Annotated in this window: 23 protein-coding genes; 4 read left to right on the forward strand and 19 right to left on the reverse strand. The window is 70.6% G+C overall.

What is annotated here, in order from left to right; all coding sequences use genetic code 11:
* Nucleotides 1-12: 12 nt before the first annotated feature.
* Together ABZV77_RS37775 and ABZV77_RS37780 are read right to left on the reverse strand one after the other, a co-directional pair.
* Nucleotides 13-843 carry a pectate lyase gene (locus ABZV77_RS37775; protein ID WP_356267060.1) on the reverse strand — a complete coding sequence of 277 codons (831 nt, stop codon included), beginning with the start codon at nt 841-843 and terminating at the stop codon, nt 13-15.
* 421 nt (nt 844-1264) lie between these two features.
* On the reverse strand, nt 1265-1576 hold the full coding sequence (locus tag ABZV77_RS37780) for a hypothetical protein (protein WP_356267061.1): 312 nt from the start codon (nt 1574-1576) through the stop codon (nt 1265-1267).
* 236 nt (nt 1577-1812) lie between these two features.
* Here ABZV77_RS37780 and ABZV77_RS37785 point away from each other — a divergent pair, with 236 nt between their 5' ends.
* Complete coding sequence (locus tag ABZV77_RS37785) at nt 1813-2823, forward strand: winged helix-turn-helix domain-containing protein (protein ID WP_356267063.1); 1011 nt, start codon at nt 1813-1815, stop codon at nt 2821-2823.
* A gap of 81 nt (nt 2824-2904) precedes the next feature.
* Here the strand turns inward: ABZV77_RS37785 and ABZV77_RS37790 are convergent, their stop codons facing one another.
* Genes ABZV77_RS37790 through ABZV77_RS37800 form a run of 3 tightly spaced genes read right to left on the reverse strand, consistent with a single transcriptional unit; the run spans nt 2905 to nt 4467 of the window.
* Nucleotides 2905-3789: a hypothetical protein gene (locus ABZV77_RS37790; RefSeq protein WP_356267065.1), complete on the reverse strand. Its 885-nt coding sequence runs from the start codon at nt 3787-3789 to the stop codon at nt 2905-2907.
* Nucleotides 3786-4355 carry a SigE family RNA polymerase sigma factor gene (locus ABZV77_RS37795; protein ID WP_356267067.1) on the reverse strand — a complete coding sequence of 190 codons (570 nt, stop codon included), beginning with the start codon at nt 4353-4355 and terminating at the stop codon, nt 3786-3788. The genes ABZV77_RS37790 and ABZV77_RS37795 overlap by 4 nt, the downstream gene beginning before the upstream one ends.
* Entirely contained in the window at nt 4327-4467 is a 141-nt protein-coding gene (locus ABZV77_RS37800; RefSeq protein ID WP_356267069.1) for a hypothetical protein, read from the reverse strand. The genes ABZV77_RS37795 and ABZV77_RS37800 overlap by 29 nt, the downstream gene beginning before the upstream one ends.
* 469 nt (nt 4468-4936) lie before the next feature.
* Between ABZV77_RS37800 and ABZV77_RS37805 the strand changes: the two genes are divergently transcribed.
* Together ABZV77_RS37805 and ABZV77_RS37810 are read left to right on the forward strand one after the other, a co-directional pair.
* Nucleotides 4937-5518 (forward strand): snapalysin family zinc-dependent metalloprotease, encoded by a 582-nt coding sequence (locus tag ABZV77_RS37805; protein ID WP_356267071.1) that lies wholly within the window; start codon nt 4937-4939, stop codon nt 5516-5518.
* Between the two features lie 213 nt (nt 5519-5731).
* Nucleotides 5732-7414 (forward strand): glycoside hydrolase family 18 protein, encoded by a 1683-nt coding sequence (locus ABZV77_RS37810; protein WP_356267073.1) that lies wholly within the window; start codon nt 5732-5734, stop codon nt 7412-7414.
* Nucleotides 7415-7442: 28 nt separating this feature from the next.
* Here ABZV77_RS37810 and ABZV77_RS37815 read toward each other — a convergent pair whose 3' ends face one another.
* The 3 genes from ABZV77_RS37815 to ABZV77_RS37825 all read right to left on the reverse strand — a co-directional run bounded on the left by ABZV77_RS37815 (nt 7443) and on the right by ABZV77_RS37825 (nt 11164).
* Nucleotides 7443-8465 carry a LacI family DNA-binding transcriptional regulator gene (locus tag ABZV77_RS37815; protein WP_356267075.1) on the reverse strand — a complete coding sequence of 341 codons (1023 nt, stop codon included), beginning with the start codon at nt 8463-8465 and terminating at the stop codon, nt 7443-7445.
* Nucleotides 8466-8606: 141 nt separating this feature from the next.
* Nucleotides 8607-9974 carry a glycoside hydrolase family 6 protein gene (locus tag ABZV77_RS37820; protein ID WP_356267077.1) on the reverse strand — a complete coding sequence of 456 codons (1368 nt, stop codon included), beginning with the start codon at nt 9972-9974 and terminating at the stop codon, nt 8607-8609.
* Nucleotides 9971-11164, reverse strand: coding sequence for a cellulase family glycosylhydrolase (locus tag ABZV77_RS37825; RefSeq protein WP_356267079.1), 1194 nt, complete (start codon nt 11162-11164; stop codon nt 9971-9973). Before ABZV77_RS37825 ends, ABZV77_RS37820 begins: the two co-directional genes overlap by 4 nt.
* Nucleotides 11165-11673: 509 nt before the next feature.
* On the opposite strand from ABZV77_RS37825, the gene ABZV77_RS37830 reads away from it, so the two are divergent.
* On the forward strand, nt 11674-12312 hold the full coding sequence (locus ABZV77_RS37830; protein ID WP_356267080.1) for a hypothetical protein: 639 nt from the start codon (nt 11674-11676) through the stop codon (nt 12310-12312).
* On the opposite strand, the gene ABZV77_RS37835 is transcribed toward ABZV77_RS37830, so the two are convergent.
* The 11 genes from ABZV77_RS37835 to ABZV77_RS37885 all read right to left on the reverse strand — a co-directional run bounded on the left by ABZV77_RS37835 (nt 12294) and on the right by ABZV77_RS37885 (nt 19923).
* Nucleotides 12294-12422, reverse strand: a complete 129-nt coding sequence (locus tag ABZV77_RS37835) for a hypothetical protein (protein WP_356267082.1) — start codon at nt 12420-12422, stop codon at nt 12294-12296. The two genes, ABZV77_RS37830 and ABZV77_RS37835, sit on opposite strands and share 19 nt — an antisense overlap.
* Nucleotides 12423-12433: 11 nt before the next feature.
* Entirely contained in the window at nt 12434-14167 is a 1734-nt protein-coding gene (gene araD, locus ABZV77_RS37840; protein ID WP_356267083.1) for an L-arabinonate dehydratase, read from the reverse strand.
* A complete protein-coding gene (locus tag ABZV77_RS37845; protein WP_356267085.1) occupies nt 14164-15084 on the reverse strand; it encodes a dihydrodipicolinate synthase family protein in 921 nt (306 codons plus the stop codon). Before ABZV77_RS37845 ends, araD begins: the two co-directional genes overlap by 4 nt.
* Entirely contained in the window at nt 15081-15728 is a 648-nt protein-coding gene (locus tag ABZV77_RS37850; protein WP_356267087.1) for a GntR family transcriptional regulator, read from the reverse strand. The genes ABZV77_RS37845 and ABZV77_RS37850 overlap by 4 nt, the downstream gene beginning before the upstream one ends.
* 139 nt (nt 15729-15867) lie before the next feature.
* Nucleotides 15868-16626 (reverse strand): GAF and ANTAR domain-containing protein, encoded by a 759-nt coding sequence (locus tag ABZV77_RS37855; protein ID WP_356267089.1) that lies wholly within the window; start codon nt 16624-16626, stop codon nt 15868-15870.
* Nucleotides 16627-16682: 56 nt separating this feature from the next.
* On the reverse strand, nt 16683-17354 hold the full coding sequence (locus ABZV77_RS37860) for an ANTAR domain-containing protein (RefSeq protein WP_356267091.1): 672 nt from the start codon (nt 17352-17354) through the stop codon (nt 16683-16685).
* Nucleotides 17355-17482: 128 nt separating this feature from the next.
* Nucleotides 17483-17890 (reverse strand): DUF2690 domain-containing protein, encoded by a 408-nt coding sequence (locus ABZV77_RS37865; protein ID WP_356267093.1) that lies wholly within the window; start codon nt 17888-17890, stop codon nt 17483-17485.
* A 40-nt stretch (nt 17891-17930) separates the two neighbouring features.
* Nucleotides 17931-18404, reverse strand: a complete 474-nt coding sequence (locus ABZV77_RS37870; RefSeq protein ID WP_356267094.1) for a DUF5709 domain-containing protein — start codon at nt 18402-18404, stop codon at nt 17931-17933.
* 41 nt (nt 18405-18445) lie between these two features.
* Nucleotides 18446-18832, reverse strand: a complete 387-nt coding sequence (locus tag ABZV77_RS37875; RefSeq protein ID WP_356267096.1) for a VOC family protein — start codon at nt 18830-18832, stop codon at nt 18446-18448.
* Nucleotides 18798-19121: a metalloregulator ArsR/SmtB family transcription factor gene (locus ABZV77_RS37880; protein ID WP_356267098.1), complete on the reverse strand. Its 324-nt coding sequence runs from the start codon at nt 19119-19121 to the stop codon at nt 18798-18800. Before ABZV77_RS37880 ends, ABZV77_RS37875 begins: the two co-directional genes overlap by 35 nt.
* Before the next feature lie 76 nt (nt 19122-19197).
* A complete protein-coding gene (locus ABZV77_RS37885; RefSeq protein WP_356267100.1) occupies nt 19198-19923 on the reverse strand; it encodes a class I SAM-dependent methyltransferase in 726 nt (241 codons plus the stop codon).
* Between the last annotated feature and the right edge of the window lie 166 nt (nt 19924-20089).

The raw sequence follows: 20089 nt of genomic DNA on the forward strand, positions 1-20089 counted from the left end.
CGCCCGCGGCAGCTACTGGTAGCTGATGTCCGCGGCCGTGAACTTGCAGTACGTGCCGTCGGGACCCGAGCCCGTCTTGGTGGGCTCGGCACCGTTGCTGTTGCCGGTGAAGCGGTCGCACGTGGCGATCTTCTTGTTGCTGTCGCCGTGGATGCGGATGGCGCGCAGCGCGGCCGTGTCGCCGTAGTTCGTGTTGATGCCGACGACGGACTTGCCGGGCGCGGTGACGTCCACGTCGTTCACGATGATCGACCGCTTGTACTGCTTGGAGCAGTTGCCGCAGGAGCGCACCAGCTTCCCGAAGCCGGAGACCTGGAACTTGGTCACGACCAGCTTGCCCGCGCCGTTGAACTGGAAGACCTTGTCGTCGGCCTTGCGCGCGCCGCCGCCGTGCACGGTGTACGTCGAGTTCGCCGACGTGCCCTTGAAGGTGGCCGCGTCCTCGCCGACGTCCTCCCACCACACGTTCTGCAGCGTGCAGTTGCCCTGGCAGTGGATGCCGTCCGCGGCCGGGGAGCCGAGGATGACGTTCTTGAGGACGGCCCCGTCCTTCAGCTTGAAGATCGGGTCCTGTCCCTCGTCCTGGCCGTCGCCGCCCAGGTCGCCGGTGCCGTAGTAGCGCTTGAGGCCGCCGTCGAGGGTGCCGGAGACCTCGATGGTCTTCGCCGTGGGCGCCTCGCCCCTGGCCTCGGGCCAGGCGGTGGCCGCGCCCGCGGGCGACAGCATGCTGTTCGTCGCGATGCCGGCGCCGGTCAGGGCGAGTGCGGCGGTCGCCGCGCCGATGGCTCGGCGGGTGGTCAGGCGCCGCTTGCGGCCCTTGCGCAGTTCAGCTCGTGAAGTCATGAGTCCCATTCCTTGTGCGGGGTACGCGTCCTTGTACCGGGGGGGCGTGTCCTTGTACCGGGGGGCGTGTCCGCTGTGTGGTCTCCGCCGGACGGGAATGGGTTGCCGTCGCGGGAAAACTTTCTGCCGGGATCCGTACGCAGCTTGTTCCTTGACATCGGCATCAGCACCGACGGCCGCGCCATCGCCGTCGACCAGGACGCCGAATGCCCGCACGCCCTGGTCCTCGACCTCACCGGCGCCGAACTCGCCGCAGCTCCCCGTGTCGGCACCCCTAGGACCGTGGTTCTGCCGAAAGCAATCAGCCGCAGCCACCCTTTTGAAGGGAGCCGAACACGGTGTCCAATGAGGGGAACCTTGAGGGCAGGTCGGCCTGCGCGTCGGCATGGACGGCGAAGCAGCCCGAGCCGTTCGGAGGGTGTTACGGCCTGCAGCCCACCCCGTCGGCGTACTTGGAACTGCTGATGAACCAGGTCGGCCCCAGAGTGTAGGTGGAGTGGGCCGCCACACACTGGAAGCTCTGGCTGGAGCCCAGCGCCCAGGTCTCGATCAGGTGATTGAAGTTTCCGCAGTTCCTCCACACCGCCCGACCGCCCCAGTTGTCGGTGTAGCCACAGTTCGGCTCGTCGGCCGCCGTGGGCCGCTCCGCCGCTTGTGCCGATGTCGGCATCATCAGGAGGCCCGACAGAGCCAGTCCCATCGCCGCTGCGGTGATCGGGAGTTTCCGGAGCATCGCTTGTTTCCCCTCTGGTTCCGTCCTGACCCTCCTCTGTGAGGGGCAGGCGGCTGCCACCGTGGCACTGCCTGGATGGCTGTTGCCATCGCTTCAGGTACCGCTGAAACGATGGCCCCGCCCGGTGGGGACGAGGTATGGCATCGCGCGAAGGAGGCCCGGCCGCCGCATCGGTGTCAGAGGCACCGGGGAGACTGGAGAGGTCCACGAAGGCGACGGTGCGGAGGGCGGGGGCCGTGAAACGCATTCATTTCACTGCGGAGGATCTCGCACGGACCCGGGTGGCCGTGTCCCTCGGGGTGGCGGCAGAGACGTTCGACAGTGTGCGGCTGCTTCGGGAGAGCACGGACGCTCCGGGCCTGGCGCCGTTCTTACGGTGGCGGGCCGCGGTCGGCGGGCGGCGGCTTGGCGAACGGGCGGGGCCGTTGGCCGCGTTGATGCCCGGACACGGACCGATGGTCGACGCGATGAGCCTGATGGGGAACACGGGGGACCTCGACGAGGCGGTGGAGAATTTCCTGGCGGCTCCGCGGGCCCTGCTGCGGGTGGAGCTGGAGAACCTTCGCATCGAGCCCACGCACCGCAACTGGGCCCGGAATCTGGCGGACGGCGACCGCGAGGCCCGGCTCCAGGTGGCCGCGGCGCTGCGGACGTGCCACGCGGTGACCACGGCGCCGTACTGGCCGCGGATGCACTCGTTCCTCACCTCCGTGCGAGAAGGGTATGTGCGCGCGATGGGCGAGGGCGGGACCGAGCGGATGCTGGAGTCGCTCGATCCGTCCCTGGTGCGCTGGCGGCCGCCGGTGCTCGAAGTCCGCCATCGGCGCGAGGCGGATGTCCACCTGGGCGGGCGCGGGCTGGTCGTCGCCTCGGCTGTGTTCTCCTTGCAAGAGGCTGAAGTCCTGTCCTGCCCCGGGGACTCGGCGCAGGCACCGGTCCTTGCCCTGCCCGCCTTTGGGGCCGAGCCGCCGGGGGCGTGTCTGTGGAGCGTCGGTGACACGGCGGGCCGACCGCTGGAGGAGTTGCTGGGACGCACCCGGGCAGCGGTGCTCGAAGCGGTGGCAGACGGTTGCAGCACCACGGACCTGGCCCGTCGGGCACGGGTGTCCGCCAGCTCGGCCAGCCAGCACGCGACCGTGCTCCGCAAGGTCGGCCTGATCACCACCGGCCGCGACGGCAAGGCCGCCCGCCACACCCTGACCCCGCTGGGCACAGCGCTGCTGGAATCCGGCATTCGCCAGCCCTAACCACCACAGCCGGACTGATGGCGCGTCACGATCACCGGGTCGTCCCGCAGGCACAAGCGCACAGCGGTCGAAGGGACGAGCTCACGCGAAGTCGCCCCGCCAGGTGGCCCGTTCGTCCTTGGTCCCGGCATCGACCGTGTACGTGTCGTCGCCCGCGTCGCGCTTTCCTGCCGGGTGGTCGAACTGCCCGGCGAAGACATGTTCGCCGACGGGCACCGTCCGGCCCGGCCTGAGCGTCCAGCGGTAGACGAGGACGCCGTCCCGCTCCGCCACCGACACCTCGAAGTCCGCCTCGGGCAGCGAGCGCCAGTTGCCGGTGTCGGCGACCTTGCCGCTCCCCGCGACCCGCACCTCGACGGTGAGCGCGGTCAGCGCCTTCTTCGCCTTGACGGTGATGTCGGACTGCGACCAGTACGTGCTGGAGCCGGGGTCGACCGAACCGTCCGCCCACAGGAGGCGGTCGGCGGGGACCCGCTTCGGCGAGGCGCCGGGCTCGGCGGGCCTGCCGCTGTGCTCCGAGGGGTTCCGGGGCCCCTGGGACTCGTCGGCGTCCGGGGACGCGGAGTCCGAGGGCTTCGTGCGGCCGTCGGAGTCCGGGGACGTCGGCGGGTCGTGCGGGCGGCGGGTCGGCGGTGCGACGGTGCCGGTCGGCTCGGGCGACGCGGCAGGCGGCCGGGGTGAGGTGCTGGTGGCCACGGCCTGCGACGACGGTTCGCCGTCGCGCAGGGCGACGGTCACCCCGTACCCGACGACGGCGATCACCCCGGCCACGGCCGTGGTCGCGCCCACCACCCGCAGCCAGGACGCCCCCGCCGTGCGGGGGGCCTTGGGACGCCTCTCCGGCCGCTCCCCCTCGGCCATGCCGCGCTCGATGCGGGCCAGCATCCGCTCCCGGTCGGGCCGGTGGGCCCGGGCCGCGCCGCGCAGCTTCCCGCGCAGGGCGTCGTCGTGTCCTTCTTCCCTCATGTGCTTCCCCCCGTGTCCGCCGCGACCGCACGCACCCGGGCGAGCGCGGGGTACGGGCCGAGGCGTCGTTGCAGCTCAGCCATTCCCTTCGACGTCTGGCTCTTCACCGTACCCACGGACACGCCGAGGGCCTGTGCGGTGTCCTTCTCCGACAGGTCGAAGGCGTGCCGCAGGACCACGCAGGCCCGCTTGCGGAACGGCAGTGCGCGCAGCGCCTCCTGTACGTCGACGACCGCCGCTACGTCGGGGTCCGCGACGCCCTCGTCGCGGCCCGACCAGAAGAGCGTGACGCGGCGCCGCTCACGCACGGCGCTGCGGATGCGGCTGCGCGCCATGTTCGCGACGACGCCCCTGGCGTACGCGGCCGGATGGTCGGCGGCCCGCACCCGGTCCCAGCGGTGCCAGAGCGCGAGGAGCGCGTCGGCCGCCAGGTCGTCCGCGCCGTCGGCCTCACCGGTCAGCAGGTGGGCGAGGCGGGCGAGTTCGGCGTAGTGCCGCTCGAAGAAGGCGTGGAACTCGGCCGCCGCGTCCGGCGCTCTAGCGGGTCCTTCCGTCGCCGAGGACATCGGTCGGCGTCACCTCCCCCGCGGCGGCAACCTTCATCGCACCGGCGGCGACAGAGAAGTCGGAGGCGCCCGCAGGGTCCTCACGGACGGTCAGCGGCGGGTGCTCGGTCACGTGGGGGTCCCCTCGGCGGGCGGCGGGCACAGCGGAAGGCGCGGAAGAGATGGCCCTCGAAGCGCTTCGATGCTCGGTGTTCGATGGCGTTCATGTCAAGACGCAATGGGATGCTCCATCGACGCGCCATTGACGCCATCCGCCAGGACCAGGATGCGCAATCTCCTGCGTATGGCGCTGAATTCGCACCCACAGCCCTGATCCGGCACAGCACTTCACCTGCCCTCGCCATGAATCGAAGCGCTTCACTCAGCGTGCCGCGGCAGCGGCTCGGCGCCCGGGTGGCTGAATACCGTACGGAATTTCCGAAGGCCCGGATCCGGAGCCAGCACCGCACGTACTTGACGATGTACCGTCACGTGCGACCGGTGACGGCTCGACCTCTGCCAACTCTCTTGTCGACAGCAGGAGTTGGTCGGTGGGCAACCGCAACTACCCGTCGCACACCCCCGCACCCGAAAGGACAACGATGCTGCACTTCAGACGGCTTGCCATAGCAGTCGCGACCACAGCGGCCGCCCTGACCATGGCGCCAGCGGCGAACGCCGTGTCCGCCCCGGACACGGCTGCGGCCAAGAGCGCATCCGCCGTGGTGACGCTCCGCTACGACGACAGCCAGGCCAGGGGCTGGGAGACGGCGATCGCCGCCGGAGTCGCCTCCTGGAACACCAACGTGGACAACGTCAAGCTGACCAAGGCCCAGCCCGGCACCCGGGCCGAGATCCAGATCGTGGCCACCACCGGCTGGCCCCAGGCCACGATCGGTCCGGTCCGGCCGGGCGGCCGCGGCCGCGTCGAACTCGGCAGCCAAGCGGTCGACCAGGGGTACGACAAGATCCGCATCGCCGCCCATGAGATCGGCCACAACCTCGGCCTGCCCGACACCAAGCCCGGCCCGTGCTCCCAGCTGATGTCGGGCTCCACCGGCGGCGTCAGCTGCAAGAACGCGGTGCCCAACGCGGCCGAGCAGGCCCGCGTCGAGTCCTTCTACGTCAACGGCATCGCCTCACGCGTTCCGGCCGAAGGACGCCTGGTGGTGGACGCGTCCTAGCCGCACGGAAGTCACCCGCACACCGGTGCCCGGCCGCGACACCCGCGACCGGGCACCCCTCCCGAGGTCTTGACAACTTGATTGGTCTGGACCAACTATGCGCACAGCAGCGGTGGCCACCGTCGTTCACATCCGCCCTTCACCTCTTCCTGGAGGCACCCCGTGGACCGTGTACGTCAGGGCAGACCCGGCTTTCGCCGGAGATTCGGCGCGGTGATCGCCGTCGGTGCGGCCAGCGCACTCGCCGTCACCGCGCTCGCCGCGCCCGCGCAGTCGGCGGACGCCGGGGCGACGAACGTCCAGGCGGACGTCAACGTCGCCAAGAACGCCGGGTTCGAATCGGACCTGAGCAACTGGACCTGCGCCGAGAACAGCGGTGCCGCCGTCACGTCCCCCGTGCACGGCGGCACCAAGGCGCTGAAGGCCACCCCGTCGGGCCAGGGCACCGCCGAGTGTTCCCAGGTCGTGAAGGTGAGGCCCAACTCGACGTACAAGCTCAGCAGTTGGGTGCAGGGAAGCTATGCCTACCTCGGCGCCCGCGGCACCGGCACCACGGACGTGTCGACCTGGACGCCGGGCAACTCGGCCTGGCAGCAGCTCTCCACCAGCTTCACCACCGGCGCGAACACCACGTCGGTCACCGTGTACACGCACGGCTGGTACGGGCAGAGCGCCTACTACGTGGACGACGTGAACGTCTTCGGGCCCGACGGGGGCGGCGGCACCGACCCGGTGGAGCTCCCTGCCGTACCGTCCGGACTCGCGGCGGGCACGACGACCTCCACGTCGGTGGACCTGTCCTGGACCCCGGTGTCCACGGCCACCGCGTACACCGTCTACCGCGACGGCACGAAGGTCGCCTCGACCAGCGGCGCCTCCACGACCGTCACCGGCCTCACCCCCGAGACCACGTACAGCTTCCAGGTGAGCGCCTCGAACGCGGCGGGCGAGTCCGCGAAGTCGACCGCGGTGTCCGCACGGACCGGCAAAGGCGGCGGCGGGGACGGCGGCACCGTGCCCAAGCACGCGCTGACCGGCTACTGGCAGAACTTCAACAACGGCGCGACCGTGCAGAAGCTGCAGGACGTGTCGTCGCAGTACGACATCATCGCCGTCTCCTTCGCCGACGCCACCACCACACCGGGCCAGATCACCTTCAACCTGGACCCCGCCGTCGGCTACCCCTCCGCCGCCGACTTCAAGGCCGACATCGCCGCGAAGCACGCCGCGGGCAAGTCCGTGATCCTCTCCGTCGGCGGCGAGAAGGGCACCATCTCGGTCAACAGTGACGCCTCCGCGACGGCCTTCGCCAACAGCGCCTACGCGCTGATGCAGGAGTACGGATTCGACGGCGTCGACATCGACCTGGAGAACGGCCTCAACCCCACCTACATGACGAAGGCGCTGCGCCAGCTCGCCGCAAAGGCGGGCTCGAAGCTGGTGCTCACGATGGCCCCGCAGACCATCGACATGCAGTCCACGTCCGGCGGGTACTTCCAGACCGCGCTGAACGTCAAGGACATCCTCACCGTCGTCAACATGCAGTACTACAACAGCGGTTCGATGCTGGGCTGCGACGGCAAGGTCTACAGCCAGGGCAACGTGGACTTCCTGACCGCGCTCGCCTGCATCCAGCTGGAGGGCGGCCTCGACCCGTCGCAGGTCGGCATCGGCGTCCCGGCGTCGACACGCGGCGCGGGCAGCGGCTATGTGTCCCCGTCGGTCGTGAACAACGCCCTCGACTGCCTGACCCGCGGCACCGGCTGCGGCTCCTTCAAGCCGTCGAAGACGTACCCGTCGCTGCGCGGCGCCATGACGTGGTCGACGAACTGGGACGCGACGGCGGGCCACGCCTGGTCGAACGCGGTCGGCCCGAAGGTGCACAGCCTTCCCTAGCGGACGGCAGCGACCGGTGGTCCGGCGGTCACCGTGTCGGGGGCGAGTGCGGGGCAGGCCCCGTGCTCGCCCTCACCGTCAGTTCGGGGGCGAGGAGTTCGACCCCGTCCGTGCCGCGCGCCGCCAGCTTGGCGACGATCCGCTCCACCGCCCGGCGCCCCATCTCCTGCGCCGGAATGGAGACCGAGGTGAGCCGCACCGACGCCCCGACGGCGACCTGGTCGGGGCAGATCGCCACCACCGAGACGTCCTCGGGAACCGCACGGCCCTGTCGGCGCAACAGCGCGAGCAGCGGCTCGACGGCCGACTCGTTCTGGACGACGAAGCCCGTGGTGCCAAGCCGTTCGTCGAAGATGCGGGAGAGCGTCATCGCCATCGCGTCATAGCCGCCGCCGGTGGGGCGGTGCAGCAGCCGCAGCCCCAACTCGCTCGCACGGGTGCGGAGTCCGTCCATGGTGCGCTCGGCGAAGCCGGTGTGCCGCTCGTACACGGCGGGCGCCTCGCCGATGACGGCGACCTCCCGGTGCCCGAGCCCGGCCAGGTGCTCCGCGCACAGCGCACCCGTCGCCGCGAAGTCGAGGTCCACACAGGCCAGGCCCTCGGGGTCGGCGGGGAGGCCGATCAGGGCGGCGGGACGGTCGCCCGCGCGCAGCAACGGCAGCCGCTCGTCGTCGAGTTCGACATCCATCAGGATCATGGCGTCGGCGATTCCGCTGCCGGTGACGCGACGGACGGCGGCCGGGCCCTCCGCGCCGGTGAGCAGCAGCACGTCGTGCCCGTGGGTCCGGGCCGTCGTGGTGACCGCGAGGGCGATCTCCATCATCACCGGCCCGTACATGTCGGTGCGCAGCGGCATCATCAGCGCGATGACGTTGGACTTGGCGCTCGCCAGGGCGCGGGCACCCGCGTTCGGGTGGTAGCCGAGCTCCTCGATGCTGCGCCCCACGCGGTCGCGGGTGCCGCGGGAGATCGAGCGCTTGCCGCTGAGCACATAGCTGACCGTGCTGGCCGAGACCCCGGCGTGCCTGGCTACCTCGGCTAGGGTGACCATGGCGGGCTCCTCCGACTGAGCGTCTCTGGCGGTGAACCGCTTCGATGGGGACCGCCCACCGACCCTATGGGGGCGCGCAAAGCCTGTCCAGAGGCGTGTCGAAGCGCTTCGACACGCCTCCGCGCGCGGCGATTCAGGGTGTTACAGCTTCGGGTGCGCGTTCTTCATGAGCTCCTGGAACTGTGCAGAGAACCAGTGCCCGGAGAGCGGCGCGTCGGGCAGCGCGCCGGACTTGCTGTAGTTGTTGCGCACGTTCCCCTCGTACGTGGGGTCGCACATCCGGTCGAAGCCCTTGCCCTCGTCGTTCGGGATCTCCTTGCTTGCGCCGTCGGACTCCCCCGGCGGCTTCATCCAGACGTAGGCGTCGATCCCGGCCGCGGGCGCCGCCTTCGGCCGTTCGCCGAGGCCCGCGCCCGACTGGTTGCACCAGTTGCCGACGTGGATGCGGCGGTCGTAGCGGCCGCCGTTGACGTAGGAGTCCACGTCCGTCGTCGGGCCGGGCTGCGCGGGGCGTGCGGTGCCTCCCCAGCCGTTGCGGCTGGTGTCGATCAGCATGCCGATGTCCGAGCGGAAACCGGCGGAGACCAACTGGTTGCGGAAGGCCTGGGCGAAGGAGAGCTCGTCGGTGTAGCGGTTCCAGTCGACCCACTTGGACTCGCGGACCGACCTGCCGTTGACGGTGTCGCCGATCTTGAAGTTCTCCTCCTTCAGTGCGCTGTAGTTGGCGGTGTTGGTGATGAAGCCGTGCACCTTGTCGACCGTGCTGCCCTCGGCGGTCGCCGCCTGCTGGAAGACCTGCGCGGACGAGGCGAAGTTGTCGTCCCAGCCGATCCAGCCGTGGTGGCCCGCATCCACGTAGTTGTAGACGTTCGGGACGGCGCCGAGCTTGTTCAGGGCGTAGCCGACGCCCTTCACGTAGTTGCCGTTGGCCTTCATCACGTCGCACTCGGGGGTCGCGGTGGGGCGTCCCGAGGTGTTGGTGACGAGGTTGGGCAGCGAGTCGATCTCGACGGTCGTGACGACGCGGAGGCCGGCGTACTTCGCGTCGGCGAGGATCTGCGCGATCGGATCGATGTACTCCTTCTTGTACCGGTCGATCTCGGTGGGGCCGAGCTCGCCGTTCGAGGCAAGGGCCGCACAGTCCCGGCCCGGCAGGTTGTAGATGACCAACTGGACTAAGCGCGCTCCTTGTTGGAGTGCCGCGTCGAGGTGGTCGCGCAGCCCCATCGCGTTTCCTGCGCCCTCGATCGCGGCGATCCGGTCGAGCCAGACGCCGGTCGGCTGGCCGGAGATCCGGCTGCCGCCCGGTTCGGCGTCGGCCTTCGCCTTCCATTCGGGGTTCACATAGACCTTGGCGCCCGCGTAGGGGTTGTCGACGCGTGCGGCGGCCGCCGCGGTGGGCGTGGCGGTGGTGTCACCGGCGAGTGCCACGGCGGTGCCGCCGCTGACGGCGAGCGTCGTGGCGAGGGCGAGCAGGAGGGTGCGTGATCTGTGGTGGGTGCGGCTCATGATGTGGTCGTTTCCTCTCGGGTTTCGAGGGCGCGGGTGTCGGGGGCTCGGGTGTCGAGGGCGCGCAGGTGGTCGCGGAGCCCGCTGCCGAACGGGGTGGGTGTGCCGTCGTAGGAAGTGATGAGGGCCGGGCCCGACGAGCAGTCCCAGGCGTTCCAGGTCCAGCCGAGGTACGAGAGCCCGCGGTCGTCGAACCACTTCATGACGCGGTCGATGAACCCGTGGGCGCAGGTGTTCTCGCCGATCTCGCCCGCGACGAGCGGGACTTCGGCGGCGACGGGGCCGAGGGTGCGGCTCCAGCACGCCTCGTCGGAACAGGTGTTGAAGTTGTAGACGTGCCAGGCCGCGGCGAGATTGCCTGCCGGGTCATGGGGCGCGTGCCGCAGCCAGCCGCTGAGGTCGTTCGCGTACGCGATGCCGCCCGCGAGGACGAGGTTCTTCGCGCCGGTCGCGCGCACCGCGTCCAGCAGGTCCTGCATCCCGGCGACCTCGTAGCCGATGCCGGGGCAGGTGCCGCCGTCCCGCCAGCAGGCCCAGGCCTCGGCGGTGGTGGGGGTCGCCCGGTCCGGATAGGGCTCGTTGAAGAGGTCGAAGGCGACTTCGGGGTCGTTCTTGTACGCGGTGGCGACCGAGGTCCAGAACGCCGGGGTGTACTGGGCGTTCGGCATCGGCTTCTGGCAGCTCGCGTGGACGTCGGCGCAGCCCGCCGAGTTGCCGGTGTACTGGCCGTACGACCAGTGCAGTTCGACGACCGGGGTCATGCCGTGCTTCTGGACGCGCTGGACCAACTCGTCGATCGCGGCACGGTAGTTGGCGCCGCCGTACCGCGGGTCGATGTTGGCGGTGCCGAGCCAGCACTCTTCGTTGAGGGGGATGCGGACGGTGTTGGCCTTCCAGTCCGCGATGGCCTGGACGGAGGCGTCGTCGACGGGGCCGTCGAAGATGCCATGGCCCTGGACGCAGGCGAACTCGCCGCCGGAGCGGTTGACTCCGAGGAGGCGGCGGGTGGCGCCCTGCGCGTCGACGAGCCTGTTGCCCTCGGCGCGCAGGACGGGCGGGGTGGCGGCCTCGGCAGCCTCAGCGGGCTCGGCCGCCGCGGAATCGGCGGACGGGGCGGTGAGGCCACCGGCGGTGAGCAGAGCGCCCGCCAGCACGGCGAGCATGCGTGACAGGCGTGGGGGATGTCGCATGAGCGACTCCTTCGAGATCAGCGCGAGACCGGCGCACGGCCGATTTCGAGATCAACTGACGGAATCGCTCCCACTGTTGAAGGCGGAAGCTACCAGGGAGTTGCCGCTGGGGCCAGATAGGTTCACGCATTCTCCGGAGATTCATTCGTCGAATTCATTCGACAGCGGTGCCGTCGAATGAATTCGACACCCCGACACACACCCACCCTCTTGACATGCTCTTGTAACACGCTGACTGTGGGAGCGCTCCCACTGTTGCCTTTCTCCTCATTCTTGGAACCGCCACCTTGATCCCCCAACGGCTCAGTCAAGCAGCACCTCTTTTCACCTCCGGGTAGTTTCGAAAATCCACTCCCCAGACCCCGGAGCAGCAGTCGACCATGCACAGATCAAGTTGTCGCACCCTCGTCATCGGGCTGATTTCGGCCACGATCGCCGCGCTCATCCCCTTCCAGGCCCAGGCCTCTGACCAGCAGGGCGAACCGAGCAGGAACGGCTACGAAAGGCTCGTGAAGGACGGTTCCGACTTCCGAAAGGAGTACGCCCAAGAAACGCCAGAAAAGTCGCGCGCGTATATCGAGCGCACGAAGAACAGGGTCCTTTCCGGGCAGATCGCCGTGCATCTTCCCGAGGGATCCGGTTTCGACGCGGCTGGCGCCACCGTGCGCGTGTCACGCTCCAGCGGCGTCCACATCGTGTACTTCCCCTATGTGGGCACCGCCGCCGCCCCCAGCATGCTCGCCACCGTCTACGACCGTTCCGGTCGCGTCACGCAGACCATTGAGCACGTCTACCAGAACCTCTCCGACGACTCCGTCCGGGTGCGTGTCTGGAACGACGGGAAGGCCGCGCTCGACAGGACTGCGGCCCCGAACGGCGAGGTGAGCGCCACCCCCAAGGAAGCCAGGGAGGCTACGGAATCCTCGGCGGCCGAAGCGCCCACACAGCCGAAGCTGCTCGCTTCCACCTGGTGGGAGCGTTTCAAGGCCTGCATGATTCGGCAGGGGTACACGGCGGCGACCCTTGCGGCAATCGCCGCCACGTGTTCCGCCTGCTTCACGGGCCCGCTGCAGTGCATCCCGTGCGTCGTCACTCTGGGCATCACCGACTGGGTCGCGATGTACTGCGCCTACAACGCCTCGTCGTAGGCGCCGCACGTCAGGGCGGCCGGGGCGATCAGCAGGTACGGCAGTCGGCGCAGGGTCGTCCCGGTCCTGCGCCGCTTCCCCGACAGGGGCGGCGGCGGAGGCCCGGACACTTCTGCCGCTGTCAGCCGACGTACGGGTCCGGCACCGTGCCGGGCCTGGCCAGGAACGCGAAGTCGCACCCCGTGTCGGCCTGTGTGATCTGCTCGCTGTAGAGCGCGCCGTAGCCCCGCTCGTAACGGGCGGGCGGCGCCACCCACGCACTCCTGCGCAGCACCAACTCGTCTTCCGATACGTCGAGTTGCAGGCTCCGCGCCGGTACGTCGAGGGTGATGAGGTCGCCGGTGCGGACGAGGGCGAGCGGTCCGCCGACGTACGACTCGGGCGCGATGTGCAGCACACACGTGCCGTACGACGTGCCGCTCATCCGCGCGTCGGAGAGCCGCACCATGTCCCGCACCCCCTGCTTGAGCAGGTACGCGGGGATCGGCAGCATCCCGTACTCGGGCATGCCGGGCCCGCCCTTGGGGCCCGCGCCCCGCAGCACGAGGACGTGGTCGGGCGTGATGCCGAGTGCCGGATCGTCGATGGTGCGCTGCAGGGTGCGGTAGTCGTCGAACACGACGGCGGGCCCCGTGTGCCGGAGCAGCCGCGGCTCGGCGGTGATGTGCTTGATGACGGCGCCGTCCGGGCAGAGGTTGCCGCGCAGGACGGCGACTCCGCCCTCCGCGGCGACCGGGTTGTCGCGGGGGCGGATCACGTCGGCGTGGTGGACGCGGGCGCCCGTGAGCTGCTCGCGCAGGGTGTCGTGCGCGACGGTGGGGCGGTCCAGGTGCAGCAGGTCCGTGATGCGCGACAGGAAGCCGGGCAGTCCGCCCGCGAAGTGGAAGTCCTCCATCAGGTACCGCTCGCCGCCCGGCCGGACGTTGGCGAGGACGGGCACGGTGCGGGCGATCCGGTCGAAGTCGTCGAGGGTGAGCCGCACCCCGGCCCGCCCGGCGAGCGCGATGAGGTGGATGACGGCGTTGGTGGAGCCGCCGAGCCCGAGGACGGTGGTGACCGCGTCCGCGAAGGCGTCCGGGGTGAGGAGCTGCGACAACGTCCGCCCCTGCCGGACGAGTTCGACGATGCGAAGGCCGGAGGCGGCGGCCATCCGCTCGTGCCCTGAGTCGACGGCGGGGATCGACGAGGCGCCCGGCATCGTCACGCCGAGCGCCTCCGCGGCGGCGGTCAGCGTCGATGCGGTGCCCATGGTCATGCAGTGGCCCGGGGAGCGCGCGAGGCCGCTCTCCAGTTCCGTCAGCTCGCAGTCGCCGATGAGCCCGGCGCGCCGGTCGTCCCAGTACTTCCACATGTCCGTGCCGGAGCCGAGCACCTCACCCCGCCAGTGCCCGGGCAGCATGGGCCCGGCCGGTACGAACACCGTGGGCAGGTCGACGCTCGCGGCGCCCATGAGCAGCGCGGGCGTCGACTTGTCGCAGCCGCCGAGGAGCACGGCGCCGTCCACCGGGTACGAGCGGAGCAGTTCCTCGGTCTCCATGGCGAGGAGGTTGCGGTAGAGCATGGGCGTCGGCTTCTGGAAGGTCTCGCTCAGCGTCGGCACCGGGAATTCCAGCGGGAACCCGCCCGCCTGCCACACCCCCCGCTTGACGGCCTGCGCGCGCTCGCGCAGGTGGGAGTGGCAGGGGTTGATGTCGGACCAGGTGTTGAGCACCGCGACGACGGGCTTGCCCAGGTGCTCCTCGGGGAGGTAGCCGAGCTGCCGGGTGCGGGCGCGGTGGCTGAAGGAGCGCAGGCCGGACGAGAGGGAATCGCCGTACCACCGCTGGCTGCGCAACTCGCCCTCGGGGCGCGTCATATGGCCCACCCGGCGACGATCGCCGCGACCTCGGCGCGTTCGGCTTCCGGCAGGAGGCTGCTCGGGGCGCGTACGTCGCGGCGGCACAGGCCCAGCGCGGCGAGGGCCTCCTTGACGACGGTGACGTTGTGGGCGGATCCGTCGGCGGCCCGCAGCTCCTCGAAGCGGCGGATCTTCGCCCATACGTCCATGGCGGCCGGATAGTCGCCGCGTCGAAGCGCTTCGATCATGTGCAGCGAAAAGGCGGGGGCGACGTTCACGAGCCCGGAGGTGAAGCCGGTGGCTCCCGCCGAGAAGTACGAGGGTGCGTACGACTCGGCGAGCCCGGCGATCCACACGAACCGTTCCAGCCCCGCGTCCCGCGCGAACCCGGCGAAGCGCGCCGCGTCCGGCACCGCGTACTTGACGCCGATGACGTTGGGGCAGGCGTCGGCGAGTTCGGCGAGGCGGGCGCCGGGCAGCGCGGCGTCGCGCAGATAGGGCACGACGCCGAGTCCGGGCACGGCCTCGGCGACGGCCCGGTGGTAGTCGACCCAGCCGTTGTCGGAGACGTACGGGTGCACGGGCTGATGGACCATCACCATGTGGGCGCCGACGGCCTCCGCGTGCCGGGCCGCGTCCACCGCGGTGGGCACGTCGTGGCCGATGCCGACGAGGATCGCCGCCCGTCCCCGCGCCTCCTCGACGGTCGACTCGACGACAGCGCGGCACTCTTGTGGCGCGAGTGCGTAGAACTCCCCCGTGTTGCCGTTCGGCGTGAGGGTGCGCACCCCGGCGTCGAGCTGCCGCCGCAGGAGCTTGCGGTGGGCCCCGTGGTCGACCGAGCCGTCCGCGGCGAAGGGGGTCACCGGGATCGCCACCACGTCGGCGAGCGCGGCGCGCTGAGCGTCGTACAACTCCGTTACTGCTGCGCTCACTTGAGGTCCCCTTCCGAGGGAAAGGCACGCTGCACGAACGACGCGATGTGACGGTGCAGCGCCTCGGCGGCGCCGTCCGCGTCCCCGGCGAGGGCGAGCCGCAGGATCTCCTGGTGCTCGGCCGCCTCGCGGGCCCACGAAGGATCGGCCGCCCAGGCGACGGCCGAGACGAGAGCGGCCTGGTCCCGCACCTCGTCGAGGAGGCGGCCGAGCAGCGGATTGCCGCAGGCGGAGTACAGCGTGCGGTGGAACTCCCGGTTGGCCAGAGACCGTTCGGCGGCGTCCTCGGCGACGTCGGCCCGTTCCAGTGCCGCACGCGCGGTGTCGAGCGCCGCGCCTCGGTGGACGGTGCGGCGCAGCGCCTCGGGCTCAAGGAGCAACCGCACGTCGTACACCTCACGCGCCATGGCCGCGTCCACGGTGCGCACCGCGGCCCCCTTGTACTGGCTCATCGCGACGAGGCCGGTGCCCGCGAGGGTCTTGAGTGCCTCGCGCACGGGCGTCTTGGAGACCCCGAACTCACCGGCGAGCTCCGTCTCGACCAGAGGCTGCCCCGGCCTCAACTCGCCGCTGAGGATGCGGTGTTTGATCGCTTCGAGCACGAACTGCGTGCGCGAGGGGATCGGGATCGGCACGGACGTCATGGGCACCCTCGGATCTCACGTATCGCGTATCACGTCTCATATATGACGTACGAAGTACGACGCGTAGAAGCTAAGAGGGAGCATGGAGTTCGTCAACGCTTCTGACAAAAAGAATGAGGCCCTAACAGCGCCTGGTTGCCTAGTCGTTCGCCGCGCCGTCGGCCGGGTAGTGGCGCATCGGCGCGGCGGGCGGCAGCGGGAGCCCGCCGGTGTCGACGATGTGCCGGGCCACGTCGGTGAGCAGGAGGCGGTGGTGGCGGGCGTGGCGGCGCATGGCGGCGAAGGCGTCGTCGAGGGACGTGTTGTGCTGGGCGGCGAGGAAGCCCTTGGCCTGTTCGATGGCGATGCGGCTGTGCAGCGCGGTGTGGAGCTGCTCGTTGACGGTGTCGGCGGCCTTCAGGGTGCGGGCGTGGAGCAGGCCGATGGTGGCCGCGTCGGCGAACGCCTGGGCCATGGTGAGGTCGTCGGCGGGCAGCGGGCTGTCGGTGGCCCGCAGGAGCAGCAGGCTGCCGATCGTCTCCTGGCGCAGCCGCAGAGGAACGGCGCTGGCGTAGGTGTAACCGGCCTCGCGGGCCCGGGCGGTGAAGTCGCACCACATGGCGGGGGCGGTGGAGAGATTTCCGGGACTGACGATGCGCGCGGTGCGGTAGGCGTCCAGAGCCGGGCCTTCCCCCAGGGCCAGATCGAGGACCGCGGCCAGCGTGGGGCTCGGGTCGCAGGGGGCGGGGCTGTACAACTGCGGCCCGGGGTAGGCCAGCAGGACCGCCACGTCGGTGACCGCGAAGATGTCGCGGCAGCGGACGGTCAACTGCTGCAGGAAGTCGATGACGTCGAAGTCGGCGACGAGAGTGTCGGCGAGTTCGACGAAGGTTTCAGCGATCTTCTGTTCTCGGCTCATGCCTTGACTCCTCGGTGCACGAGTCCCCCCCAGGGGGCACGCACAGGACGGCGGGTTCACGACGGGAGTTCCCTGAGGATCTCGCGGGCGGCTTCGGTCAGTGGTCGGCCCGAGGCGAAGGCCCGGGCCCGCAGCCGGACCAGGGCCTCGTCCAGTGGCACGCCGAGCCGGTAGCTGAGCACGCCGGTCGCCTGGTGCACTTCGGCCCAGTGCAGATCGACCGTGCCCGCTTCCCCCGGCCCGTCGGTGGAGCCGTCGGCGCCCGGCCGCCAGGCCAGCAGCCGACCGGCCAGCGCGTCCGCCACCCGCAGCCCGTCCGCCGCCTGCCGCGCGGTCAGCGGCCCCGGCGTGACGCGGTATCCGGTCAGCGCCCCGAGCCGCACCTCACCCGAGCGGACCGGCCAGACGAACATCGCCCGCACCCTCAGCGCCTGGGCCTCCGCGGCGAGTTGCGGCCACTGCTCGCCCGCACCCACCCCCATGTCCGGCACCTGGTACGGCGCCGCGCCCAAGTCCGCTGCTACCCCGGGGCCCTGCCCCAAGGTGAACTGCGCATCCTCCAGCCGCGCGCTGACGTCGTCGCTGAACCACACCAGCTCGGTGCCCCACCGCAAGGAGACCGCGATTCCTCCCAGGCCCAGCGCGTGCGCGCACCGCACCGCCCACACACGGCGCTCCCCGGCCTCGACGGCGCGTTCGAGACCGACGAGCAGATCGTGCACAGACACCCGGTGCTCCATCACTGAGTCTTCCGCGCCGAAGGGCGAACCGGCCCTGGAAGACAGCCACGTTCCGTGCTTGGAAGACTACTCCCCACCACCCCCGGAGAGGTGAGCCCTCCGAGGGCCGGGTCTGCTCAGTAGGACCCGGTGCGCCCCTTGTAGTAGTAGATCGACGTGTCGTCACTGTTCCGGATGACCTTCGCCTCCCCGCCCTTGGCATTGGCCGCATCGAAAGGCGCCGACGACAGACGGGCCCACGCCGCTTCGCACGAGGGCGAGTAGCGCAGTTGCAGGGTTGCGTTCGCACCACTGGCAGGGCCCAGGCGCAGGCTCTGGACCGTTCGGGCGTCGCCGTTGCAGTAGGCGGCGGGGCTCTTGCCCGTACAGCCGTTGTGCCAGCAGCCGCCCTTGGGGGCGGCGGTGGCCGTGGGGGCGGCCTGCGCCGCGGGCGCCATGAGGGCGAGGGTCCCCGCCGCCAGGACACCGGCACCGAATACCGCAGAGAAGCGCCAAATGCCCCCTTCCTCTCCTGGGAGAGTCACAGGACGGTCCTGACGGGCGACGGCCGACGGGCCGCGGCCCTCAGTCCTGCTCGTCCGGCAGCGGCGGCAGATCCTCGTCGCGGACGATGTGGACCGCCGCCTCCTCCGCGCCCGCCGCGCCGCCGTCGATGCCCTCGTCCCGGGCCACCACCTGCTCGGTGCCCCCGTCCGGGGCGACCAGACGGCCCGCGCGGTCCCGCCCGGCCTCCGGGTCGACGGGCTCGCCCTCGCCGTCCGGCAGGTCGCCGATGCCGTCACCGCCGGGGGCCTCGACGTCGGGGACTTCCTGCCGCAGCCGCTCGTCGAGCGTCTCGCCCTCGCGCTGCTCCGCCGCCGTCGTGCCGGTCCTGGTGACTCCGAGCGGCTTCTCCGGCGGCGAATACCCCTCGTCGAGCATGTCGTCGTACGTACGCTCGTCCAGCGCGTCCTGCAGGTCCAGCGGCGCCGCGTCCTGCTGCTCCTCGTTGCCGCCTGTGGGCTGGTAGACGTCGTCCGCCATGTTCTGGTCGCTCATGACTACCTCGCGCTCGGGGTCCGGGTCGTCCGCGGCCGAGCCTAGACCGTGTGCATGATCTGAATCAGATTGCCGCAGGTGTCGTCCAGGACCGCGACGGTGACGTCGTCCATCTGCAGCGGCTCCTGGGTGAAGTACACACCGAGCCCGCGCAGCCGCTCGTACTCCGCGGCGACGTCGTCCACGGCGAAGGCGGCGGCCGGGATGCCGTCCTCGACCAGCGCCGCCTTGTAGGGCTTCACCGCGGGGTGCCCGTCGGGCTCCAGCAGCAGTTCGGTCCCTTCGGGGTCCTCGGGCGAGACCACGGTCAGCCACCAGTCCTCGCCGATCGCGACCTTGGTCTTCTCCACAAAGCCCAGGACGTCGGTGTAGAAGGCCAGGGCCTTGAGCTGGTCATCGACGAAGACGCTCGTCAGGTTGATCCTCATCGGTGCTCTCCGTTGCGTCGGGCTTGAGCCATCTGGTCATGATGCGCTCTAGAGGGGCGGTGTCGAGGTCGTGGTACTTGTAGCGGCCCTGTCGCCGCGTGTGGACCAGACCCGCCGATTCGAGTACGGCCAGGTGCTGACTGATCGCCTGCCGGGACAGCCCCAGTCCATGCCTGGTCAGCAGCCGTGAGCAGACCTCGAACAGGGTCTGGCCGTCCCTTTCCACGAGCCCGTCAAGGATGAGCCGACGGGTGGGGTCGGCCAGCGCCTTGAAGACATCCTGTTCCATCACCAGATGATATGCAAGCAGCGACTTGCCTATCAAGGCGGGGCCGATCGCCCCCGCCCCTCAGCTCCTCAGCTCCTCAGCTCCTGCGCCCGATCACCAGCCATCGCGACGGCAGCTCGATGCGCGTGCCGTCGGCAGTGAACTCGGTGGTGGTCAGCGGCATTTCGCCCGCGGCGAGGACCGCGAGCCCGGCGGATTCGACGTACGAGGCCACCGAGGCGTCGTCGACATCGGCGGGCGCCAGACCGTGCGCGAAGATCGGTGCCAGCTTGGGCGGCGGCCCGGCGGGGCTCTGCACCAGGCCCATCAGGACGGGGCGCGCCGCCTCCGAGGGCTCCACGACGAAGGCGCGGCCGCGCTCGCCGAGCAGCGTGGCGACGTTGTCGAGCAGCGGCTGCCGGTCGTCGGGGTCGCACTGGTGGAGCACGCCCCGCATGTAGACGTTCGCGTCGCCGATCTCCGCGTGCAGCTGCTCCGCCTCGCTCTTCTCGACCGCGTCGAGCTCCCGGAAGTCGACCTGGTCCGCCGGGTCGGCGCGCCGGGCGTGGTCGAGGGCGGCCGCCGACAGGTCGACGCCGAGGACGCGCGGATAGCGGTCGGCCAGGAACCGGGTCTGGGTGCCGTTGCCGCAGCCGAGGTCGACGACGGGCAGATCGACGGCGGTCATGTGCGGTTCGAAGAGCGCGAGGTGGAGGCCTGCGGTGAGGACGGGCTCGGCATCCCAGAAGACCGCCCCCTGCTCGTCGGAGGCCTCCCGCCAGAACCCTTCCCACGCCTCCCTGTACCGACTCGTGACGCTCATGTCCGTGCTCCCCGGGGTGCGACGAAAGCCGTCGAAGCCGACGACAAGATCGGTCTACCGCGCCCGGGTCACACGGACAAGCGCCCGCGCATTCGTTCACCGTGCATTCGGTACGTTGCCACCGGGCGCGCGACCACGGCGCACGGCCTTGAGGTGTGCGCAGGAC

This window comes from Streptomyces sp. NPDC004732 (genome assembly GCF_040609235.1).
GTDB lineage: Bacteria > Actinomycetota > Actinomycetes > Streptomycetales > Streptomycetaceae > Streptomyces.

Coding starts and splice junctions, on each gene's coding strand:
- ABZV77_RS37775 (WP_356267060.1), bottom strand. CDS start 843: ATGACTTCACGAGCTGAACTGCGCAAGGGCCGCAAGCGGCGCCTGACC.
- ABZV77_RS37780 (WP_356267061.1), bottom strand. CDS start 1,576: ATGCTCCGGAAACTCCCGATCACCGCAGCGGCGATGGGACTGGCTCTG.
- ABZV77_RS37790 (WP_356267065.1), bottom strand. CDS start 3,789: ATGAGGGAAGAAGGACACGACGACGCCCTGCGCGGGAAGCTGCGCGGC.
- ABZV77_RS37795 (WP_356267067.1), bottom strand. CDS start 4,355: ATGTCCTCGGCGACGGAAGGACCCGCTAGAGCGCCGGACGCGGCGGCC.
- ABZV77_RS37805 (WP_356267071.1), top strand. CDS start 4,937: ATGCTGCACTTCAGACGGCTTGCCATAGCAGTCGCGACCACAGCGGCC.
- ABZV77_RS37815 (WP_356267075.1), bottom strand. CDS start 8,465: ATGGTCACCCTAGCCGAGGTAGCCAGGCACGCCGGGGTCTCGGCCAGC.
- ABZV77_RS37820 (WP_356267077.1), bottom strand. CDS start 9,974: ATGAGCCGCACCCACCACAGATCACGCACCCTCCTGCTCGCCCTCGCC.
- ABZV77_RS37825 (WP_356267079.1), bottom strand. CDS start 11,164: ATGCGACATCCCCCACGCCTGTCACGCATGCTCGCCGTGCTGGCGGGC.
- araD (WP_356267083.1), bottom strand. CDS start 14,167: ATGACGCGCCCCGAGGGCGAGTTGCGCAGCCAGCGGTGGTACGGCGAT.
- ABZV77_RS37850 (WP_356267087.1), bottom strand. CDS start 15,728: ATGACGTCCGTGCCGATCCCGATCCCCTCGCGCACGCAGTTCGTGCTC.
- ABZV77_RS37855 (WP_356267089.1), bottom strand. CDS start 16,626: ATGAGCCGAGAACAGAAGATCGCTGAAACCTTCGTCGAACTCGCCGAC.
- ABZV77_RS37870 (WP_356267094.1), bottom strand. CDS start 18,404: ATGAGCGACCAGAACATGGCGGACGACGTCTACCAGCCCACAGGCGGC.
- ABZV77_RS37875 (WP_356267096.1), bottom strand. CDS start 18,832: ATGAGGATCAACCTGACGAGCGTCTTCGTCGATGACCAGCTCAAGGCC.
- ABZV77_RS37880 (WP_356267098.1), bottom strand. CDS start 19,121: ATGGAACAGGATGTCTTCAAGGCGCTGGCCGACCCCACCCGTCGGCTC.
- ABZV77_RS37885 (WP_356267100.1), bottom strand. CDS start 19,923: ATGAGCGTCACGAGTCGGTACAGGGAGGCGTGGGAAGGGTTCTGGCGG.